Origin of the sequence: Jiulongibacter sediminis (genome assembly GCF_001306455.1) — a bacterium.
Taxonomy (GTDB): domain Bacteria; phylum Bacteroidota; class Bacteroidia; order Cytophagales; family Spirosomataceae; genus Jiulongibacter; species Jiulongibacter sediminis.
The window spans coordinates 103,549-125,044 of sequence record NZ_LGTQ01000006.1; the positions used below are offsets into that span (position 1 = coordinate 103,549).

The 21,496-nt window shown below is 44.1% G+C and carries 14 protein-coding genes; 9 read left to right on the forward strand and 5 right to left on the reverse strand.

Translation table 11 applies throughout. The features are described 5' to 3' along the window. Positions 1-3 precede the first annotated feature (3 nt). Together AFM12_RS06290 and AFM12_RS06295 are read right to left on the reverse strand one after the other, a co-directional pair. The gene (locus AFM12_RS06290) at positions 4-1,242 is read right to left on the reverse strand and encodes an acyltransferase family protein (RefSeq protein ID WP_055145437.1); all 1,239 of its coding nucleotides are present in this window, start codon (positions 1,240-1,242) and stop codon (positions 4-6) included. A gap of 65 nt (positions 1,243-1,307) precedes the next feature. Then, positions 1,308-2,201 (reverse strand): helix-turn-helix transcriptional regulator, encoded by an 894-nt coding sequence (locus AFM12_RS06295; protein ID WP_055145440.1) that lies wholly within the window; start codon positions 2,199-2,201, stop codon positions 1,308-1,310. 149 nt (positions 2,202-2,350) lie between these two features. Between AFM12_RS06295 and AFM12_RS06300 the strand changes: the two genes are divergently transcribed. The 5 genes from AFM12_RS06300 to AFM12_RS06320 all read left to right on the forward strand — a co-directional run bounded on the left by AFM12_RS06300 (position 2,351) and on the right by AFM12_RS06320 (position 10,696). Continuing rightward, positions 2,351-5,488, forward strand: a complete 3,138-nt coding sequence (locus tag AFM12_RS06300; RefSeq protein WP_055145443.1) for a SusC/RagA family TonB-linked outer membrane protein — start codon at positions 2,351-2,353, stop codon at positions 5,486-5,488. Positions 5,489-5,500: 12 nt separating this feature from the next. After that, positions 5,501-7,018 (forward strand): SusD/RagB family nutrient-binding outer membrane lipoprotein, encoded by a 1,518-nt coding sequence (locus AFM12_RS06305; protein ID WP_055145445.1) that lies wholly within the window; start codon positions 5,501-5,503, stop codon positions 7,016-7,018. Between the two features lie 147 nt (positions 7,019-7,165). Further along, positions 7,166-8,092, forward strand: a complete 927-nt coding sequence (locus tag AFM12_RS06310) for an RraA family protein (protein ID WP_055147761.1) — start codon at positions 7,166-7,168, stop codon at positions 8,090-8,092. A 163-nt stretch (positions 8,093-8,255) separates the two neighbouring features. Beyond that, positions 8,256-9,674 carry a mandelate racemase/muconate lactonizing enzyme family protein gene (locus tag AFM12_RS06315; protein ID WP_055147764.1) on the forward strand — a complete coding sequence of 473 codons (1,419 nt, stop codon included), beginning with the start codon at positions 8,256-8,258 and terminating at the stop codon, positions 9,672-9,674. Between the two features lie 98 nt (positions 9,675-9,772). Then, the gene (locus AFM12_RS06320) at positions 9,773-10,696 is read left to right on the forward strand and encodes a bile acid:sodium symporter family protein (protein WP_055145449.1); all 924 of its coding nucleotides are present in this window, start codon (positions 9,773-9,775) and stop codon (positions 10,694-10,696) included. A gap of 132 nt (positions 10,697-10,828) precedes the next feature. Here the strand turns inward: AFM12_RS06320 and AFM12_RS06325 are convergent, their stop codons facing one another. The 3 genes from AFM12_RS06325 to AFM12_RS06335 all read right to left on the reverse strand — a co-directional run bounded on the left by AFM12_RS06325 (position 10,829) and on the right by AFM12_RS06335 (position 14,704). Further along, on the reverse strand, positions 10,829-11,188 hold the full coding sequence (locus tag AFM12_RS06325) for a phage holin family protein (protein WP_055145452.1): 360 nt from the start codon (positions 11,186-11,188) through the stop codon (positions 10,829-10,831). A gap of 96 nt (positions 11,189-11,284) precedes the next feature. Further along, positions 11,285-13,771, reverse strand: coding sequence for a replication restart helicase PriA (gene priA, locus AFM12_RS06330; RefSeq protein WP_055145455.1), 2,487 nt, complete (start codon positions 13,769-13,771; stop codon positions 11,285-11,287). 30 nt (positions 13,772-13,801) lie between these two features. Beyond that, positions 13,802-14,704, reverse strand: coding sequence for a DMT family transporter (locus tag AFM12_RS06335; protein ID WP_055145459.1), 903 nt, complete (start codon positions 14,702-14,704; stop codon positions 13,802-13,804). A 96-nt stretch (positions 14,705-14,800) separates the two neighbouring features. Here AFM12_RS06335 and AFM12_RS06340 point away from each other — a divergent pair, with 96 nt between their 5' ends. The 4 genes from AFM12_RS06340 (at position 14,801) to AFM12_RS06355 (ending at position 21,492) form a co-directional block, all read left to right on the forward strand. After that, positions 14,801-16,729: a 3-coathanger stack domain-containing protein gene (locus AFM12_RS06340; protein ID WP_082391223.1), complete on the forward strand. Its 1,929-nt coding sequence runs from the start codon at positions 14,801-14,803 to the stop codon at positions 16,727-16,729. A gap of 113 nt (positions 16,730-16,842) precedes the next feature. Then, complete coding sequence (locus AFM12_RS06345; RefSeq protein WP_055145465.1) at positions 16,843-18,639, forward strand: acyl-CoA dehydrogenase FadE; 1,797 nt, start codon at positions 16,843-16,845, stop codon at positions 18,637-18,639. Between the two features lie 244 nt (positions 18,640-18,883). Beyond that, positions 18,884-20,878 carry a 1-acyl-sn-glycerol-3-phosphate acyltransferase gene (locus tag AFM12_RS06350; protein ID WP_055145468.1) on the forward strand — a complete coding sequence of 665 codons (1,995 nt, stop codon included), beginning with the start codon at positions 18,884-18,886 and terminating at the stop codon, positions 20,876-20,878. Beyond that, a complete protein-coding gene (locus AFM12_RS06355; protein ID WP_055145471.1) occupies positions 20,851-21,492 on the forward strand; it encodes a GDSL-type esterase/lipase family protein in 642 nt (213 codons plus the stop codon). The genes AFM12_RS06350 and AFM12_RS06355 overlap by 28 nt, the downstream gene beginning before the upstream one ends. Positions 21,493-21,496 lie beyond the last annotated feature (4 nt).

Consider the following 21,496-nt stretch of genomic DNA (forward strand, 5'->3'; position numbering starts at 1 on the left):
AATTTAAACCTTCACAATGATCTTCTTTCTCCAGAACCATACGAGAATCAAAAACCAGAAGATCAGGTAGAAAATGGCCCAGCTGAACGAATGAAGTTTTGGATCACCAATAAAACCAAGAATGTGTTCGTAAATGTAAGATTGCAGACCCTGACCTGCGACTTTAATATCAGATAATACCCTCGGAATAATGCCTGAGAAAAAGAAAACCAGCATCGGGTTTACCCCGAAAATAACAAATGGTTTTGTCCAACTTTCGCCTTTAACCAGCACTGAAATATACTGTATCAAAGCCAAACAAAGTGCCGCCAGTCCACCTACCAGAAGCACATACGAAGATGTCCACAAAGCTTTATTAATCGGGAAAATGGTATGCCACACCAATCCTAAAGCCACAGAAATGACTCCACCATAGACCAAATAACGCCAGCCCTTTTCACGACCAAACTTTCCGGTGATGGCTAAACCTGCAAAAACACCCAAAATGCCAGTTACGATAGCCGGAAAGGTGCTAAAAAGCCCTTCAGGATCCCAGGTTTTACTGGAGCTCCACATGTGCCCTTCCAGAAAAATGCGGTCAATCATGGCTGCCACATTTTCATCAGCCGCAAAGTTGCCCGTAATACCTTCCACGGGGATAAGGGCCATAGCGGCCCAATACCCTAACAAAAGCACGGCTGCCATGGCGATCATCCCTTTCAGACTCATTTTTTGGTAAAGCAAGACCACCACAAAATAAACCAGAGCGATACGTTGTAATACACCCGGGATACGAACATCACTGAACATTTCAGTAGAGTAGGCCAGAATAAACATCAAAACAACGATGGCTATGGCCGCAATCAACTGTTTTTTCGGATCATACTTTGTCAACAAAAGCCAAACCACCACGGCCGTGATCAATAACCTGACGGTTAGAAGAGCATAGCCTTCCAAACCAAACAGCTGAATTTTTGAGAAGAAATTGAGAAACAAACCCAGCCCGAAAATCCGCAAAGAGCGGGTGGCAATTTTGGAGAAACTAGTTTGACGACCAGCTTCACTTGGCGAGGCCAACACAATAGAAACACCAACAATAAACAGGAAAAACGGGAAAACAAGATCGGTTGGTGTGCAACCATGCCAATCTGCGTGCAATAATGGTGCATAAACATTTCCCCAGTCGCCCGGGTTATTGACGATGGTCATCAACATAATGGTGAGGCCCCTGAAGACATCAACGGATACAAGTCTTTCTTTCATGGTTTAGGGTTAGGAGTTTTTAGTTTGGCAAACAATTTAAGGAGCAGATCAGTAAAAGGGAAAAATCAGGCCTGCTTTTTTAACATTTTCCGATGCTTCTTCAGCCTGAACTTACTGGGTGAATAACCCGTAACCTTTTTAAAGGTTGATGAAAAGTGCTGAGAACTGTAAAAGCCGGTTTCGAGGGCGATTTGGGTCAAGGAGTGATTTGTACCTCCAAGCTGGTTCATAGACTCTGAAACCCGAAGGTTTATCAGGTACTGTAACGGGGCAAAACCCGTGAAAAATTTCAGCTTCTCTGTAAAAGCGGTGGCACGAAGCCCAACACCGGAAGCCATTTCTTTTACCGTCCAGGGATGAGAGAGGTTTTCTCTTAATCTGGTATCAAGTTTTTCAAACAAACTCGGGAAATCGTGAGGGTTTACGGCCTGAGAAGTTACCGACCGGGCCGAAGAAATCAAAAGTTCATCAATTAGACCGAGAATTCTCGTCTTATAACCAAGCTCATGATCTTCAAGCTCATGTATCAGATTATCAAAAATAAACTTTCCACTTTTAAAACCCTGCACCACCGCAGGCTCGGGTGTTTGAAAAATGGAGCAGATAAGAGACCGATCAGAAGCCTCCATCTGGCTGTAAAGGTCAAGATAATCCTGCAGGCATTCTCCTTCTAAATGAAGGGTCTGTAACTGCCCCTGTTCCAACATTCTTTTGTGGGTACAAAAAGTATCACCAGGTCTGAGAAACAGAAGGTCTTCTGTAAGTAAGATAAAGCTCTTTCCGTTGATTTTCCATGTGAATTTTCCTTCACGTATATATATAAACGTAAGTTCTGTAATAGTGGTGTTGATTTCTTCGGCACAGAGGTTCGCCTTATGTCTTAAACTTTCAAGGCCGTGTAGAAACGGGAGGCTATCCAATATAGGACTGCTTCCCTTCAGGAAGGTTTTCGGTGGCATATTATTTCAAAATGGTTGGTATACAAAACTTGCTCTACTTCAAGCAATTACAAAATCTTTCGTCGAATGAATTTGAAAGTATATCCACTCATAAATCAGAATCTTTGGCCTGACCATTTCTAATTTATTCAACCTTAAACTATTGAAATATGAAAATTAAATTACCCATTTTATTGGGCATTATGTTGCTAGGTTTTAGCTCCATAGCCCAACAAATCAGCGGTACCGTCAGGGCCGCTAAAGACAGCTCTCCGCTTCCCGGAGTTACGGTTCTTGTGAAAGGAACTACTCAGGGAACATCTACTGATGCAAACGGCCAATACACCCTTAATGCGAACTCCGGTTCTACATTGGTTTTCAGCTTTGTAGGCTTCGTTTCGCAAGAAACTCAAATAGGGAACCGAAGTACCATAAATATTAGTCTGGAAGAAGACTCCCAAAGTCTTGAAGAAGTAGTCGTAACTGCTCTGGGAATTAAGAAAGACGCAAAGAAACTTGGCTATGCTACATCTACTGTAAACTCTGAAGCCCTAACAGAAAACAGGCAACCTAACTTTATGAACGCCTTGCAGGGTAAAGTTGCAGGGGTGAATGTTCAATCATTAGGGACAGGACCGGGCGGTAGCTCCAAAATCAGAATTCGTGGTCAGTCTTCTATTTCAGGTCAAAACTCACCACTTATTGTAATTAATGGTGTTCCTATTGATAATACAAACTTCGGTACAAATCAGAACAATCAGGGATCAGACAACTCTATTGGCGTACGCGGTGGAGGTGTGTTCTCTGACGGTGGTGATGGTCTTAGTTCCGTAAACCCGGATGATATCGAAAGCATGACCATTCTTAAAGGTGCTACCGCAGCTGCCCTTTATGGTTCTCGTGCCAAGGATGGCGTTATCATGATTACCACCAAAACCAAAGGCGAAGGCAAAGGCATTGGTGTTACTTTTAATACCAACTATACAAATGAGCAACCTCTTGACTTTACCGATTATCAATATGAGTACGGACAAGGCGAGAACGGCGTAAGACCAACATCGGCAAACCCTACCTCTGGTCAGTGGTCTTTTGGTGAGAAATTTGAGCCAGGAATGACACAAGTACTTTTTGATGGTGTAACAGTACCTTATGAGCCAATTCGTAACCGCTATGATATTTTCTACAGAAATGGTCAGAACTGGACAAACACCTTATCTCTTTCAGGTGCTGATGCTAAAGGTGGTTTTAACCTTTCAATCTCAAACCTTGATAGTAAAGGTATTGTGCCAAATAACTCTTTCAATCGTAAAACCATCAACCTGGGTGTAGCTTATGATTTGTCAAAGAAGTTTAATGTTTCGGCCAATATCAACTACTCAAACGAGTACAATAAAAATCCGCCGAATATTGCTAACCAGGACAACTCGATTCCGACTTCAGTAGCCATCATGGCCAACTCAATGCCATGGGATTTACTTGATGAAAAGAAATACGACGCTAACGGAAACGAGTTCGTGTACTCCCGCTTCAGAAACCGTACGAACCCTTACTTTACACTTGCAGAGCAATTCCGTAACGTGCGTAGAGATCGTATTTTCGGAAATATAGCTTTGAAATACAATCTGACAGATTGGATGTTTGTTCAGGCACGTGTCGGTCAGGATTACTGGTCAAGAGACGATGACTATAACAACTTCCCAACAGGCCAGGCTTCAAGAGGTCCGGCACCAGCAGGTTTCGTAAACGGGGTTTACACTCAGGAATCAAGAAGATTCAGAGAGCTTAATAAAGATATCTTAATCTCTGCAAGCCGTGAGTTTGGCGATATTGGTCTTGACGTAAACCTTGGAGGTAACCAAATGTATCGTCGATCAGACCTTAACTCTGCTCAGGTAACTGACTTTGTGGTAAGAGACCTATACACCATTGCCAATGGACGTGTGAAGGATCCGTTCTATGCTCTTTCAGAAAGAGCTGTCAACTCAGTTTATGGTGCGGCAGAATTGTCATACAAAGGATTCCTTTTTGTAAATGGTACCGCCAGAAACGACTGGTTCTCAACCCTGTCTCCGGCAAACAGAAGTATTCTTTACCCTTCAGTTTCGGGTAGCTTTGTATTCTCACAAGCTATGAATTCTGCTCCTTCATGGCTCTCTTTTGGTAAACTTCGTTTGGCTTATGCCGAAGTGGGTTCAGATACCGATGTATCTCCGTACTCAAACGCTCTTTTCTATGGCATCAATGCTAACTTGTTTAATGGTCAGCCGGTAGGTTCTTCTCAGGGTGGTACCGTGCCAAACGCTAACCTTAAGCCAATGAGGGTGGCCGAAAAAGAGGCTGGTTTAGAATTGAAACTCTTCCAAAACCGGGTAGGACTTGACTTCGCAGTCTATGAGAAACTTACATCAGATCAGATTGTATCTGCTCAGATTTCAGACGCTTCAGGCTTTACCACCACATTGATTAACAGCGGTGAAAGTCAAACCAGAGGTGCAGAATGGTTACTTTCTATTAATCCTGTAAGAACCGCTGATTTCAGATGGGATATTACATTTAATGGAACTTACAATAAAACCAAACTTCTTAGTCTTTTGACTGATACTCCTGGTGAAAGAATTACCACTGGCACTCACGTTTTCAACGGTGAACTTCGTCAGGTAGTAGGTGAGGAACTTGGTCAGCTTTACGGCTTTGGTTTCCGCAGAGATGATCAGGGACGCATGATTTTCGGAGCTAACGGAATTCCGTTAAGAACTCCGGATCTGATTAGTTTCGGTTCTGCTCTTCCTAACTGGATTGGTGGTATCAACAACGCCTTAAACTATAAAGGTGTGAGTGTTTCTGCTTTGATCGACTTCAAACTGGGTGGAAATATGATGTCAGGAACCAACTTTAACCTGACTCGTCACGGACTTCATAAGCAGACCCTACCAGGTAGAGACACCGGTGTAATTGGTGAAGGAGTTAACGAATCAGGGGAGCCAAATACAGTAGCTGCCGAATCTCAGAGATACTGGGAGGTTATTCGCTCTCAGGCTTTGGTAGAGCCTATTATTTATAATGCAGGCTTCTGGAAATTACGTCAAATTACCGCTGGGTATGACTTTACAAAGCACATACCTGAAAACGTACCGATTAACTCCGTTAAGCTGAGCATTGTCGCCAATAATGTAGCGATGTTGAAAAAATGGGTGCCAAATATTGACCCTGATTCATTTGGCTATACTTCAGATAACATCGTTGGTCTGGAGTCTACAGGTGTACCCACTACAAGAAGCCTTGGCTTTAACCTAAATGTTAAATTCTAATCGAGAAATAAAATGAAAAGAATACTAAAATATATATTTCTGGCCGTAGGTGTCATTACAGTGTCATCTTGTGATGATGGTTTTGATGAGCTGAATACGAACAGTATTGCGGTAACGGCTATTGACCCCGTCTTTATTCTCAATCAGGCCCTGATCAGTACCTCATACCCCACAGAGACTGCAGTGTTTGATATGGGTGTGGTACAGCAGGTAATTTCACCGAACTCCGGGGTATTGACCGGTGCAAATTTCAATCAGGAAAACCGCACTGTTTTTGGGCAACTATGGCCACAGTATTATCAAAATGTTATACGTAACTCCAAGGATGTTATTCTTCAGACTTCAGAGGCCGGGAACCGTAATAACTTGCTACAAATGGCACGTATCGTTCAGGCTCATGCCTTTATGGTTTTAACTGACAGATATGGAGACATCCCTTATTCTGAAGCTGGTATTGGCTTTACCGATGGGGTTGTTTTACCAAAGTATGACAGCCAGGAAGTTATCTATCAGGATATCATCAAAGAACTCAAAGAAGCCTCCGCAGCCTTGAGCACGAGTGGCAGAGTAGAGGGTGCTGAAATCTTGTATGGTGGAGATGTTGCCAAATGGAAAAAACTGGGTTACTCATTGCTTCTGAGAGCCGGTATGCGTTTAAGCGAGGCTAACCCAACAGCTGCTCAGGCCGCTGTTTCAGATGCTGTTTCTGGTGGACTGATGACATCGAATGACGACAATTTTGTCCTGAGACATGATGCCAATTACCAAAACCCTATTGGTGGAATGTTAAACTCAACTGAGGCAAATAACTTCTTTATTCCTAAGCCTTTTATTGATCAGCTGAACAATACCAATGACCCAAGGCTGGCTGCCATTGCTGTCAGATACGTGGGAGCCGCTTCAGGTTCAGGTCAAACCGAAGCCGTAGCCAATCGTGACCCTTCAGTACAAATAGGAATACCGATGGGTAATGATAACGCCGGAGCAGTAGCCGCAGCAAATGCGGATGGACTAGCCAGTTTCTATGCCTATTCTCAGCTTGATAGAACGCGTATCGCTAAAAATACAGCTCCAATGTACTTCTTAACGTATGCTCAAACACAACTTCTTCTTGCTGAGGCTGCCTCAAGAGGATGGACAAGTGGTGATGCAGCCGGCTATTATGCCCGTGGAATAAGAGCCCACATGGAGCAAATGGCTTCTTATGGTGAAAGCTCTGCAATTGCGGAGGCTGATATTCAGGCTTTTCTTGATGCCAATCCTTTGAGCTCAAACGCAATGGCCGATATCGGAACCCAGTATTGGATTGCCTCTCTTATGAACGGACCGGAAGCATTCGCGAACTTCAGAAGAACAGGCTATCCTAACCTTGCACCAAACCCTTTCCCGCTGAAAGATATCTCTGGAGATTTCATCAACAGGATTACGTATCCGAACTCTGAAATCTCTGTAAATTCAGAGAATGTTCAGGCTGCAATCTCAAGACAGGGGGCAGATAACCTTGATACGAAAGTATGGTGGGATAAATAGTAAATGACCTGTAAATCACTAAAGGCCACCTACGTTCAAAAGGTGGCCTTTTTTGGTCGATTCAATCTAATCGCTAGACTATTCTATCCAATTGATTCCCTTTTTTTGCTGAATTTAAGCTTACATCTCAATCAAGATTTCAACCCAATGAAAAGAAAAATTATTCAATTATTAACCGTGCTGTTCTGCAGCTCGGCAATTGCTTCAGCTCAACAAATAGAGTGGACTCCAGAACAAATTAAAGCCTACTCCGAAGGTTATACAGGTCCGCGATCTGCCGACGGCCGGCCTATGATCTCGGATAACCTGATTAAACGACTTGCAAATATCTCCATTGAAGAAGCCTGGGGTTTCCTACGAAACAAAGGCTACCATAACCAGTTTGACGCGGGCTGGACAATTATTGGCGACGGAGTGCTAGTCGGTAGAGCAGTTACCTCTCAATACATGCCATTAAGACCAGATGTCGATGAAAAAATAAAAGCTCAGGGAGAAGCGGAGGGTCGTATAGGAGCTCCAAACTCCTGGCCTATTGATGTACTTACTCATGGCGACGTTTATGTGGCAGATGGTTTCGGGAAAGTGGTAGATGGTACACTTATCGGTGATAATCTTGGTAACGCCATTTATGCAAAATCTGGAACCGGAGTAGTATTTGATGCCGGAGCCCGTGATGTGGAAGGACTGGAAAGAATTAAAGGTTTTACCGGTTTCGTCCGCGGGCTTGACCCAAGTTATATTCAGGGAATGATGATGACCTGTATTAACTGCCCTATCAGAATTGGCAGAGCCACGGTAATGCCCGGCGATCTGGTTTTGGGCAAAAAAGAAGGCGTCATTTTCATACCTGCTATGTATGCTCAGGACCTGATTATGAACGCCGAATTTGTCGCTTTACGTGATGAGTTTGGACATATGCGACTTCGTGAAGGGAAATATACTCCGGGAGAAATTGATCGCCGATGGACTGACAACATTAAGCAGGATTTCTTAGCCTGGATAAAAGCTCACCCTGAAAAACTTCAAATGACACCAAAAGAATTTGATGATTATATGAAGGAAAGAAACTGGTGATTTTTTTATCACGAAAATCCATTATACACTTGATTATAAGCCAATTGAACTAATAAAATTCAACCAATAAACCTATTGAAAAATGAACAAGAACATTTTTGACAGATTAAAATATAAAGGGGAAATCCCTGTAAAACCGGAGCTCACTGAAAAGGGTGAGCAGATGCTTAAAGAACACAACGCTACCGGTGATAATCGCCGGGACTTTCTAAGAAAATCGGCACTTGGTGGACTCTCGTTGGGAATGATGTTTAACGGTAACCCGGCAAAAGAGGTAGAATTTCTTTCTCAAAAAGTTAAACGCTCCAGTAGTCCTTCTGATCTCAAAATTACTGACCTCAGAATTGCGACTGTTGTAAGAGCCCCAATGACCTGCCCGATCATTAGAATTGATACCAACCAAGGCATCAGTGGATATGGTGAAATCAGGGATGGAGCTTCAGCGAAGTACGGATTATTCCTAAAAAGCAGATTGCTCGGCAAAAACCCGTGTACCCCTGAAATGCTTTTCAAAGACATCAAACAGTTTGGTGGCCACGGCCGTGCTGCCGGGGGTGTTTGTGGTGTAGAAATGGCCCTTATGGACCTGGCCGGCAAAGCCTATGGCGTGCCGGCCTATCAAATGTTGGGAGGCAAGTACCGCGACTATGTAAGAATTTATGGCGATACTCCTACGCTTCCTGATCCGGTAGAGTTTGCGAAAAAAATGAAGGAGCGACAAGACCTGGGACTGACCTTCCTGAAAATGGACTTTGGTGTTGGTCTGTTGAAAAACCATCCACATACCGTTGTGGGAGGATTAAACACTGACTACACTCGTCAATGGGGAGATCCACCGAAAATGAAAGGAAACGCCAGAAGCTACTCGCAAACCAAGCACCCTTTCAGCGGAATTCAAATTACCGATGAAGGAATTGAGATCATGGCCAATTTCGTACATGAAGTTAGAAAGTCTGTGGGCTATGAGGTACCTCTCGCGGCTGATCATTTCGGGCATTTTGGAGTAAATACCGCTATCAGACTTGCAAACGCTATTGAGAAATATCGCCTGGCCTGGCTTGAAGATATGGTTCCGTGGTTTTACACAGATCAGTGGAAGCAAATCACAGAAGCTGTAAATACTCCAACACTAACAGGGGAGGATATCTTCCTGAAAGAAGAGTTTATCAAGTTAATCGACGCCCGTGCAGTGGACATGGTACAACCTGACCTGGCGAGTTCCGGAGGTTTAATTGAAACCAAAAAAATCGGTGATTATGCTGAAGAAAGAGGAATTCCAATGGCCATGCACTTTGCAGGCACACCGGTTTCTTTCATGGCAAACGTGCACTGTGCTGCTGCTACCGAGAATTTCGTAGCTCTGGAGCATCATAGTTTTGACGTTCCTTGGTGGGAAGACATGGTAACCGGCATTGAAAAGCCAATCTACAAGGATGGTTTCGTCAAAGTACCGGAAACGCCAGGTCTGGGTATTGATCTCAACGAAAAAGTAGTCAAAGAGCACCTCAAAGACGGGACACTCTATTTTGCTCCAACCGAAGAATGGAATGAAATTGACAGCTGGGACAGAACCTGGAGCTAATTCTTTTGATAATCATTGAATAATGAATAAAATTGGTCTGAAATCGGGTGCTTTTCCTGGTTTCAGACCTCAACCATATTGAAATTTAACCCTGACCAATGAGAAATAACATTTACACCATCGTCATTATTCTGGTGGTGATTATTACGTACAATTTCCCACAATACTTCATTGAAGTAGGCGATGTAAAACTTACTTCACTCATTACCCCCGTCTTACAGATTATTATGTTTGGTATGGGCACCACCATTACTCTCAATGATTTCGTGGGTATCGTAAAAACACCAAAAAAGGTAATCATAGGAGTAGTTTTGCAGTTTTTGGTTATGCCTTTCTGGGGCTTTGGAATTGCCTATGCCTTTGGATTTCCGCCTGAAATCGCTGCTGGTATTATCTTAATTGGTAGTAGCCCGAGTGGTTTGGCTTCTAATGTAATAGCCATGTTGGCAAAAGCCAATGTTGCCTTATCAATTACGCTGACTACTTTCGCTACCATGCTGGCTCCGATTATGACTCCTACATTGATGCAATATCTGGGTGGTGAGTTCATTGACGTTGACTTTCTGGGCATGATGTGGAGTATGTGTAAAATGGTGATCATTCCGGTAGCTTTTGGTTTTCTTTTAAACCGCTATACACCAAAATTTGTAGCCTCCATCAAAAAGATTTTACCGCTGTTCTCTATGGCCGGTATCGCCTATGTAATAGGAACCGTTACCGCTGCAGGTCATGACTCACTCTCTACCGTAGGAGCCATTTTGTTTCTAGCCGTTTTGATTCATAATGTCGGTGGTTACGTTTTCGGTTATTTCGCCGCCCGCGGAATAGGCATGGACGAACGCGACAGCCGAACTATTTCCATTGAAGTAGGCATGCAAAACGGCGGCTTGGCATCTGCACTGGCCGTAGAAATGGGCAAAGTGGCAACCGTCGGACTGGCTTCAGCCATATTCGGACCGCTGATGAACGTTACCGGCTCTCTACTCGCCAGCTGGTGGGGAAAGAAGGAAATAAAGGAGTAAACGTATTCGTCGATAATATTAAACCCCGAAGTTCTTGAAGACCTTTGGGGTTTCGTATATCGTAGAACTTGATTAGTTTTGGAAACCTTCGAGGCCTGTATCGTAGAAAATGGAAACACCCTTGGGCCCAACCTAACTATCCATTGCATCCATTTCTTTCTGGATGACCTCCCGGATCGCTGTTTTAATAGTATCTCTTTTGGAATATATAATTGCCAGAGATATCAAAAGAACGGCAAAAATAATAACATATCCCCAAGGAGTTCCCAGCCATTGATTCAGCCCCCAGGCGGCAATCATGAGGAGAAAAACCATGGCTACCGAGGCTAATACCAAAAAGATGAAGCGGAATACGGCATCCGCTACAGCCCGTTCAATTTTCTCCTGAATTTCCAGTTTTTTCAACTCAAATTTCGCCTCAATAAGCTTGATCACACTGTCCTTGATCTCACCAAGCTTGAATAAATCAGAAAGAGAATTTTTTAAGCCCATCTTTAGTTAATGTTTTGAGCAATCCAACATAAGATAAAAAACACTCGTTGTTGATAGAGTCTTTTGTCTTGCGTCTTAAATCTTTTGTCTTAATAATCAGACCACATCCACATTCACCACAAACCTAACACTTTTGAACTCCTTCTCTGTGTTGATTTCGGTGATTTGCTCTGCAATATAAGCCTTTACAGCCTTCATATTGAGCTTGTCTTTTTCCAGCTTTACCCATACCTCAAAGAGATATTGGTTTCTTACCCGCTCCACTAAAGCCTTTTCAGGCCCCAATACCCGCTGAGGCCCCAGGTATTTTTTCAGAACAGCAGCCAGTTTTCCTGCCGCCTGATGCGATACATTTCGCATGATATGCTTTGTGGTAATACTGATCACACGTGAGAAAGGAGGATAATTGAAGCCTTCACGCTCATGAATTTCTTTGTCATAAAACCCGATGAAATCATTCTCTAAAACATACTTCAGCACACTATGATCTGGCCCACCGGTTTGAATAAACACCGTTCCTGGCTTTTCTTTTCTACCCGCACGGCCACTGACTTGTGTAATCATCTGAAACGCCCGCTCGGCGGCCCTGAAGTCCGGGAAATAAATCATTTTGTCGGCGTTGAAAACCGCTACCAGACTCACATTATCAAAGTCCAAACCTTTTGAAATCATCTGAGTACCCACCAGAATATCCACATCACCTTCAGCAAATTCGCTGATGATATTTTGATAGGCATTTTTAGATCGGGTAGTGTCCAGATCCATCCGAAGAATACGGGCTTCGGGGAATAGCTCCTGAAGGTCTTCCTCAATTTTCTCCGTACCTACACCCACCGATTTCAGCTTCGTAGACTCACAAACCGGGCAAACTTTCGGGGCTGTTTCCTTATAACCGCAGTAATGGCACACCAGTGTATTTTCATACATATGGTGCGTAAGACTTACAGCACATTGATGGCATTGACCTATCCAGTTGCACTCCTCACAGTTCATGTAAGGAGCATAGCCACGACGGTTCTGGAAGATGATGGTTTGTTCTTTCCGTTTAATATTCGCTTCCAACGCCTCCAGAAAAGACTGGCTGAAACCTTTGTTCACCCGCTCAGCCTTTCGCTCCTCTTTCATGTCTATGACCTCAAATGCCGGCAAGGTGGCCTTCCCAAATCGCTGGTGCAATTCCACCAAACCATATTTGCCGTTTTTGGCCTGCCAATAACTCTCAAACGACGGAGTAGCCGAGCCGAGCAATACTTTTGCATGCTGCCGGTGAGCCAGCATAATGGCCACATCACGGGCATGATATCTTGGAGCGGGGTCAAACTGCTTATAGCTGGTTTCGTGCTCCTCATCAGCAATCACAAGACCCAGATTGGTAAACGGCAAAAGGATGGAAGACCTCACCCCCACCACAAACTGGTAATTACCTTTCAGTACGCCCATGTAAACCTCCACCCGTTCGTTATCGGAGAATTTTGAGTGATATACACCCATTTTATCTCCGAACACCTTTTGTAATCGACTCACAATTTGAGTGGTCAACGCAATCTCAGGCAGCATCAGCAAAACCTGAGAGCCACTACTCAAAACTTTGTCAATAAGGTCTATATAAATCTCAGTTTTACCACTGCCGGTTATCCCATGAAAAAGGACCACTTGTTGCTCAGCAAAAGCCTCCATAATCTGGTCAGAAGCGTTTTGCTGAGGCTCGGTCAAAGTGATAGTCGCCATCTCATCGGCATCATATTTTTCAAAACGAGATACGGTGATTTCAAACTCCTCTAAAACCTCGTTTTTTATAAGTGTTTTGAGAGAGGAAGCCGAGAGCTCTTTGAAAAAGGCTTTGTCAAGTCCATGAAGGTTTTTCTCCCTGATTTTATCCGGAGGCAACAGTCCAATGAATTTAAGAATAACCTCCTGCTGCTTGGTTTTGCCCTCTAATTCATCAATTAAAGCGAGAGCGGCAGACTGATTGGCATATTTCGCAGCAAGCCGAAGCTTTTTGACTTTTTTAGGCGAATAACGTTCTTTGACCTCCTCATACACCAGAATTGCACCTTTGTCAATCAGCTTTTTGATTACTTTATTGACACTGCTCTCTTCCAGATATTTACTCAGATCAGCATATGAAAGCGACTCCTTTTCTTCCACCACTTTGAGAATTTCTTTCTCAAAATCCTCAAGTAACTCCTCCGACTCAAAATCTGGATTGAGCTGAATTCTGGACTCGCTATTGACCTTCATGCCAGAGGGCAAAGCCATGTTCATCACCTCTCCGGGATGACACATATAATAGTCAGCCACCCATTGAAAAAGCCAAAGCTGCTCCGGCGTCACCACCGGCTCGTCATCCATCAGTTCAGCAATGTATTTCGCTTTGTATTTCTCTGGCGGAGTACCGTGAATTTTAGAAATGATGCCTGTCAATACCCTGTTTTTGCCAAAAGGCACAATCACCCTGCTACCAACCTGCACCTGTTCGGACAGATGCCGCGGAGCACGGTAGGTGAAAGCCTGCGGTATGGGTACCGGCAGCAACACATCCGTGAAAATGGTTTCAGAGTTAAATAATTCGCCTGATTGCAATGAAGAAGTCGGTTTTTGACAAAGATAAATCTATTTCTTTTTGGCCTGCCACGAAATCAATGTCCCTGAAATAATGACAAAGACGATTCCGATAAAGGCCAGCGTGCCCGGGCTTGGATCACCCAAAAAGACCCCGAAAATGACCGAGAAGATGATATTGCTAAAACCCACCGCCGAGATAATCCCAGCCTTGCCATAGCTGAAGGCTTTGGTGAGGTATATCTGACCGATCATGGCCGCCACTCCCAAAACCAAAATCCAGGCCCAGTCTGTTCCGTGCGGCGTCACATATTCAGCAATCAGGAAATCAAGTGCCGGGAGCTGATAAAACTCGCCGATACCCATTGAAATAATTGGCAGCACAATGCCCGAAATCATAAAAGAGAGAACAATGCTGCGGGCATCATAGTACCCACTAAGGCCTCTGATACTCATGTAGGCAAAGGCCGTTAAAATGGCGTTACTTACTCCAATAATGTGGCTTCTGGCCGATAAAAGCCCGCCCGACATTTGGGGTACGAAAATGAAGCAGATGCCGGCAAAGCCCAAAAGTACCGCCAGCCATTCTTTCCTTCTCAACCCTTCACCGGCAATAAAAACCGAGAACACAGCAATGAAAATCGGGTATGTTTGCTGATAGGTGATGGCCTCAGCAAGCCCTATCTGTGTAATACTGTAGAAGAAAGTATAAAGTGCAATGGTACCGATCACCCCTCTGAAAACCAACAGAAAGGGTTTGCCTCCCTCCTGAATCAAAGGTCTTTTGAATACAGAATAACCAATGAACAAAACGCCAATGAGATTTCTGAAAAAAACAATCTCTACTGAGCTGATAGAATCCCGAAGAAGGCGGGTACAGGCACCCACCAGAGCAAAACAAAAAGAAGCAATTAGCATGTACAGGACACCCTGCCTGAGTTTTGACTGATCCATCGGCGGCAAAAATAGAAGCTTTTAAACCCTTAAAATCAAAATTGGTCTTAAATATCCCGCTTGGTGGGCAGTTTCCGCTATTTTTGCCATTCGATCATGAAAAAGTTAATTTCGACGGCCTTAATCTCCTTCTGTTCAATGGTTTCTATTGCACAGATTACTGTCTCTCTCCCGGTAGAACGCATGATCTACCAAAGGAATAATTCGAATCAGGCTTACCTTCATATCACAGGCAATTTCACGGCAGAGTATGATAGCATCATGGCCAAGGTTTTCCCGAGGGTAGTCGGACAAGGGACAGAGGGCACCTGGCAAACCATTGACTACCGGGACGACAAGCCTTACTTCTATGGTAAATATTTGGCAAACGGTGGCTGGTATAAACTGGGTATCAAAGCCTATAAAGATGGTGTTGAAATTGACTCCGTGGGCAGAGAAAGAGTTGGCATCGGAGAGGTTTTTGTGGTTGCGGGGCAATCAAATGCCTCAGGAATCACAGATTACGTAGACCCTTCTGTCGGAAGCTACCCTACCGGAATTGGTTACGATTCCAACGACGACCGCTCTAACGTCATGCATTTCTCCAATGGGTACAATACGTACGATTTGCTTCCCATTGGTTTCTCTCAGATGAACGCGTCAGATGTGGCAAATGACACCCTTTTTATAGGTCCCTTTCAATCTGCCCCCTGGTGTTGGGGGAAGGTGTCAGAATATTTAATTGATTCACTCAATGTTCCGGTACTATTTTATGGAGCGGCTTTTGGTGGGACCAAAGTTCAATGGTGGAAAGAGTCTGCCAATAGTGAACCGCTGACCTCTCCTTCATTTTTTGTTGAGGAACAATATGATCACCCCTACGGAGCTTTGGCCATTGTAATGCGTATGTACTCTGGTCTAACCGGAATCCGGTCAGTTTTATGGCATCAGGGAGAGGCTGATCATGGTACTGCTTCAGGAACCTACCAGTCATATCTTGAGCAGGTAATAGCCAAAACGCGTGAACATTCAGAATTGAGTAACTTAACCTGGATGGTCGCCCGGGCTTCTAGAGCAGTAACTACCGCTGCGAATGTGATTACTGGTCAGCAGAATACAATTGATAACGATCCACATGTTTTCAATGGACCTGAAACGGATAACATTACAGACGGTAGCAATACCTATCGGTCAGACAATATTCATATGGATACCGATGCCGGGATCATTGAACACGCAAATTACTGGGTCAACTATCTGACAAATGGTTTTTTAAGCTCTTCAACGCCATATTTGGCAGCAGACCTAATTGAACCTTCTTTTACTTGCAATATTGGTACACCCTCAACACCAATTACCTTAACAGCTCCTGGTTCTTACGCTGGTCATGCATGGTCAAACAGAGACAATACAGATTCTGAAGCCCGGGGAGAATTTGGAAATTGTTGTACGAGTCATACTGTTTTACCCGGAGCAAATTACCAAAGACTTAACTGGGGATATGACAGCACCAGTAGCATCACCGTAGCCCCCGGTCGATACGCCCTCAATGTTAGAAAAGCAACGTCAGAAAAGATCCTTTTCAGCCCAATCATCGATTTGACATCATTAACGCTACCGACTAACCCAAGCTTTACGGCCTCGGCCACCCAGGTTAGACCCGGCGATACGTTGACCTTAACAGGGAGTAATTGCAACGGCACCTACCTTTGGAGTACCACGGATACGGGAAGTCCTCTACTGTTGACACCTGCCTCCACAGCCTCTTATACCCTGGCCTGTAAAACATTGCATTGCCTTAGCAACAGCACCGCTACTACAGAGGTAGTCGTTTCTTCCTGTTTCTCTGACCCCTTAAGTCTCACGGGTTCAGTTAATACCGCCGAAGCCCCCTATCAAAGCCAGCAGACGATAGAAAGTGTGCAAATGGTCAACCAACCCACCGGTGATATTGAATATACCGCCAGCAAATCTGTTCTGCTAAATCCGGGCTTTAAGGCAGAAAACGGAGCCTTATTTAAGGCCAGTATCTCCGACTGCCCATAGCCCAAAACCTTCTCGAAAAATTCATATAGTATGCTTGCATAACATTATTTATTTGCGTTAATTTGTGATGGTATGCATGCATACTACCTGTTCGCAAACGTAAATTTTTTGATATGTCAGCAGTCGCCGAAAATGAAGCTATAAAAGGTGGTGAGTTCCTCATCAAAGAGACCTCAGCCAGCGATATTTTTATCCCTGAAGAGTTCAATGAAGAACAGCAGATGATCGCTGAAACCTGCAGCGATTTCCTCAAAACCGAGGTTCACCCCATTCTTGATGAAATAGATAAAGCCAAAACACCGGAGCTCATGTCCTCACTGATGGACAAAGCCGGGGAGCTTGGTCTTTTGGGAACAGCGGTACCTGAAGAGTATGAGGGTTTCGGGATGAATTTCAATACGTCAATGCTCGTAGCTGAAGTTCTGGGAGCCGGATACTCCTTCTCTGTGGCTCAGTCAGCTCATACAGGTATTGGTACACTTCCGATTCTTTATTACGGTAATGAAAATCAAAAGCAAAAATACCTGCCAAAACTGGCCAGTGGTGAGTGGAAAGCCGCTTACTGCCTCACAGAGCCTGATTCAGGTTCAGATGCCAATTCAGGAAAAACCAAAGCTGAACTTACCGCTGACGGTAAACACTATAAAATCAATGGGCAGAAAATGTGGATCACCAATGGTGGATTTGCAGACCTGTTTATTGTCTTTGCCAAAATTGAGGATGATAAAAACCTGACCGCTTTCATCGTTGAAAAATCATACGGTGGCATCACCATGAACGAGCCAGAGCATAAGATGGGAATCAAGGGCTCAGATACCCGCCAGATTTTCTTCAATGACTGTATGGTGCCGGTAGAGAATATGCTTTCTGACCGTGAAAAAGGCTTTAAAATTGCGGTAAACATTCTCAATATCGGTCGTATTAAACTTGGTATTGCGGCTGTTGGCGGAGCCAAAGGCGTTCTCACTCAGGCCGTCAATTATGCCAATGAGCGTAAACAATTTGGGATTTCCATCGGTCGATTTGGTGCAATCAAACATAAGCTGGGCGAAATGGCCAGCAAAATCTGGGTTTGTGAAGCGGCCGGATACCGTGCCGGTCAGAACATCGATGACCTTATCGAAAAACTCAAAGCTGAAGGTAAATCAGATGCAGAAGCCAAACTGAAAGCTCTGGAACAATTTGCCATCGAATGTGCCATCATGAAAGTGCACGGTTCAGAGGTTCTTGATTTTGTGGTGGATGAAGGTGTACAGGTGTACGGCGGTATGGGCTACTCAGCCGATGCTCCGATGGACAGAGCTTATCGTGACTCCAGAATCAACCGGATTTTTGAAGGAACCAATGAAATCAACCGTCTGCTAATCGTGGATATGCTCCTCAAAAGAGCCATGAAAGGCGAGATGGATCTGATGGGGCCAGCCGGAGCCGTGGCAAAAGAGATTATGTCAATCCCATCTTTTGGTGATGATCACGAAGGCATGTTTGCGGCCGAGAAGAATGTGCTGAAGAATCTCAAAAAGGCCGTACTGATGGTGGCCGGAGCCGCTGTTCAGAAATTCATGATGAAGCTTTCGCACGAGCAGGAAATCCTCATGAACAGTGCCGATATGTTGATTGAAATTTACGCGGTAGAGTCAGCGATTCTCCGCGTGGAGAAACTCATCGGTATCAAAGGAGAGGAAGCCGTTTCCCTTGAAAAAGACATGATGATGATCTACCTCCACAATGCCGTTGCAAAATGCAATATGGTAGGTCGTGAGGCCATTCAGGCCTTCGCAGAAGGTGATGAGCTGAGAGTTATGCTCATGGGTCTTAAACGTTTCACTAAAATAGAACCATTCAATACAAAAGATGCCAGAAGACGCGTGGCCGATGCCATGCTCGCTGAAAGCAAATATATTTTCTAAACGTCGCAAGACGCACTTCAATAAGACAACAAACGCAAGGCTGCTCCGAAAGGGGCGGCCTTTTTATTTCAAAAGTGTATCTGTTACAAACGAAATCGAACAATAAGTCAAATTGTACTATTCCACCATTCCTTTTGCCTGAAAGAATAGAAGTGTCGTTTTAAGACGACAGAAATTGTACTTATCCCATATATGGACTAAATTACTTACTGGTATATTCTGCCAGGACAAAACCACTTTAGATTTGACTAACACTGCGACCGATATTTTAACTGACCTGCCCTTTCTGAACGAACTCTCCGAAAGTTTCAGGGAAAGACTGATGTCTGAGTCCCGGATCGTGGAGATGCAGGAGGAGGATATTGTGACGGCACAGTATAGCCCCGGTGATACATTTTACATTCTCCTGAGCGGAGCCATCGCTTTCTCCCTGAAAGTTGAAAACGAAATGGAGGAGCTGCTGGTTGGGCAAAGCAACCACAAATTTACACCGGCAGGTTGGTCTGGTTTTAAAGAGCCTTTTCGCTATGCCACCACGGTTACCTGTAATGCTGATTCGGTTTTTGTTTGCTGGGAGCATGAGTTTCTCAGAACCCTTTTTGAAGAAGATGCCGAAGGTGCTCTCCCGTTTTTGCAGTTCATTGCTGGTCAGGCCCAACACATGTTACTGGATACCTGGCAAATGCTGGCTCAGCTGGTACCTGTAGCCGACCAAAGCTTACTAAAGCTTAAAACCTATCAAAGTATTGAGCAAGGGGTTAGCGTAGATACACTTGACTTACTTAACCGATCCCCGTTTTTTGAAGTTTTTGAAGAGGATGAGCTGAAGGAATTTGAGTCAATAGGCATCAAATATAATTTGGAGAGGGGTCAAAAACTTTTTGATCAAAACAGCCCTGCAGAGAGCTTTGACGTTCACATGCAGGGAAAAGTTGCTCTGATTTATTCCTTTGATCCCGATCAAAAACAACTGGATCACCGAATCATTAATCACGACGGCTACCTAATCAGTACAAATTGTTTTTCTGATGATCAAACAAACTATCTGAGCTGCATTGCTTTAGCTCCGAGTACCGTTTTCAGAATTGACGCTAAAAAGCTGAAATCATATCTGAAAAAGAACCCCGAGTTAGCCATTCGATTTCAATTGCGACTTTTATGGTTTTACAGCAATCGACTGAGATCAGCCAGAGCCAAGCTCATCAGAATAAACTTTGACGGTGAAATCGCCGCCGTCAGGAATCTTATCGAGCAAAATTGTACTCAGCTTGATGTCACCTCTGACCTTCACAAGGTTCCTCATTTGCTCAAAAGCACCATCAGCTTGCAAGACGCTATTTTTTCTTTGCGAACACTCGCCGAGAGTGGAAATTCACTGGAGCGGAGAATTGCCAACTCGGCCCTTGACATCCTCACAGAGGTGGTACGCGAAAGCGATTTCTATAACGGTTTATTAAGAGTGTATTCAGAGGTAGCTAATGCTCCTTTTTACTACACTAGCAAGGAGGTTAGAGAGCTTTGTGCAGAGCAGTTTCTGGAGGTTTTTGAACATACCTCCTATCAGGTCAAAGGGTGGGAAAACCTACCCGATGTGCCCGCGATTTTTATTTATAACCATCTTGAAAATCACGTGTATAACACCCTGCCAAATCGCTTTCAACTAACGCTTGACTCGCACTTTATTTCCTCGGTTATTCTTTATAAAAAGTATAAAAATCCCGGAATACGTGTTGTAAGAATACCACGCGGGGAAGAATACGGGCATCAGTATTATTACGAACGATTGGGGCATATTCCGGTTTTTACAAGGGAGTCTGGCAGTAAGTTTGACTCCAAAGAGGAACGCAAAAAGCAACGGGATGATTTTTTTGAAACGGCCGGCAAATACCTGAAAGAAGGCACAAGTATTATGCTTGCACCGGAAGGCACGAGCTCCACCACCGAAAACTCTCCGAAACTATTCAAACCCGGAGCATTTTTACTGGCAGCCAAAATGGAGAAAGAACCTCTCATAGTTCCCGTGGCGGTGGCCAATTTTGACAAAAGGTTAAATAGAACCACCTTTGCCGCAGTCATAAAAAAACCTTTCAAAATCTCTGAAAAAGTAGCTGACCCGGAAAACAGAGAAGAAATGTCAGCGTTTTTGGAGGCGTATCAAAAGGAGTTTAGAACATATATTGATGAAGCCGTGGAGCTGGCCAACGCCGACTCATGGTTAAACGCATTAGCACAGGATTAATGGAAGACGAGTTTAGAGAAGAGGTGACCGCATTGGCGGCACAAAAGCTAAAAAACCACACCGAAAACCCAATCGTATTTTACGGAAGCAGCTCGTTCAGGCTGTGGGAAACCTTGCAACAGGATATACCGGAGCTGACCTGTCTTAATCTTGCCTTTGGGGGTTCTCAAATCATTCATTGTATCAAATACTACGAGGAGCTGTTGGGCAAAACCCAGCCTCAGAAAATCATGTTTTACTGCGGAGATAACGACATCGCCGAAGATATCGCTCCTGAAGAAATCCTGATGCGATTCCAATCTTTCCTTGAGAAAGTTGACCGGCAGTTTCCTGAAGTTCCGCTTACCTTTCTGAGTATCAAACCCAGTCCTATCAGGGCAGAAAAGCTGGATGTTATTCAACGAACAAATCAACTAACTGAAGCTTTTTTAAGAGACAAGCCACTACGGTACTTTTTGGATATCCATAACCCAATGCTGGAAAATACAGCGGTTCGCCCTGAACTTTTCACAGAAGACGAGCTGCATATGAATGAGCAGGGTTACAGCATCTGGGCAAGCATTGTCAGAGAGCATTTGGGTCTTGAGGCACCTGATTTGGTAGAGAATAACTAATTTA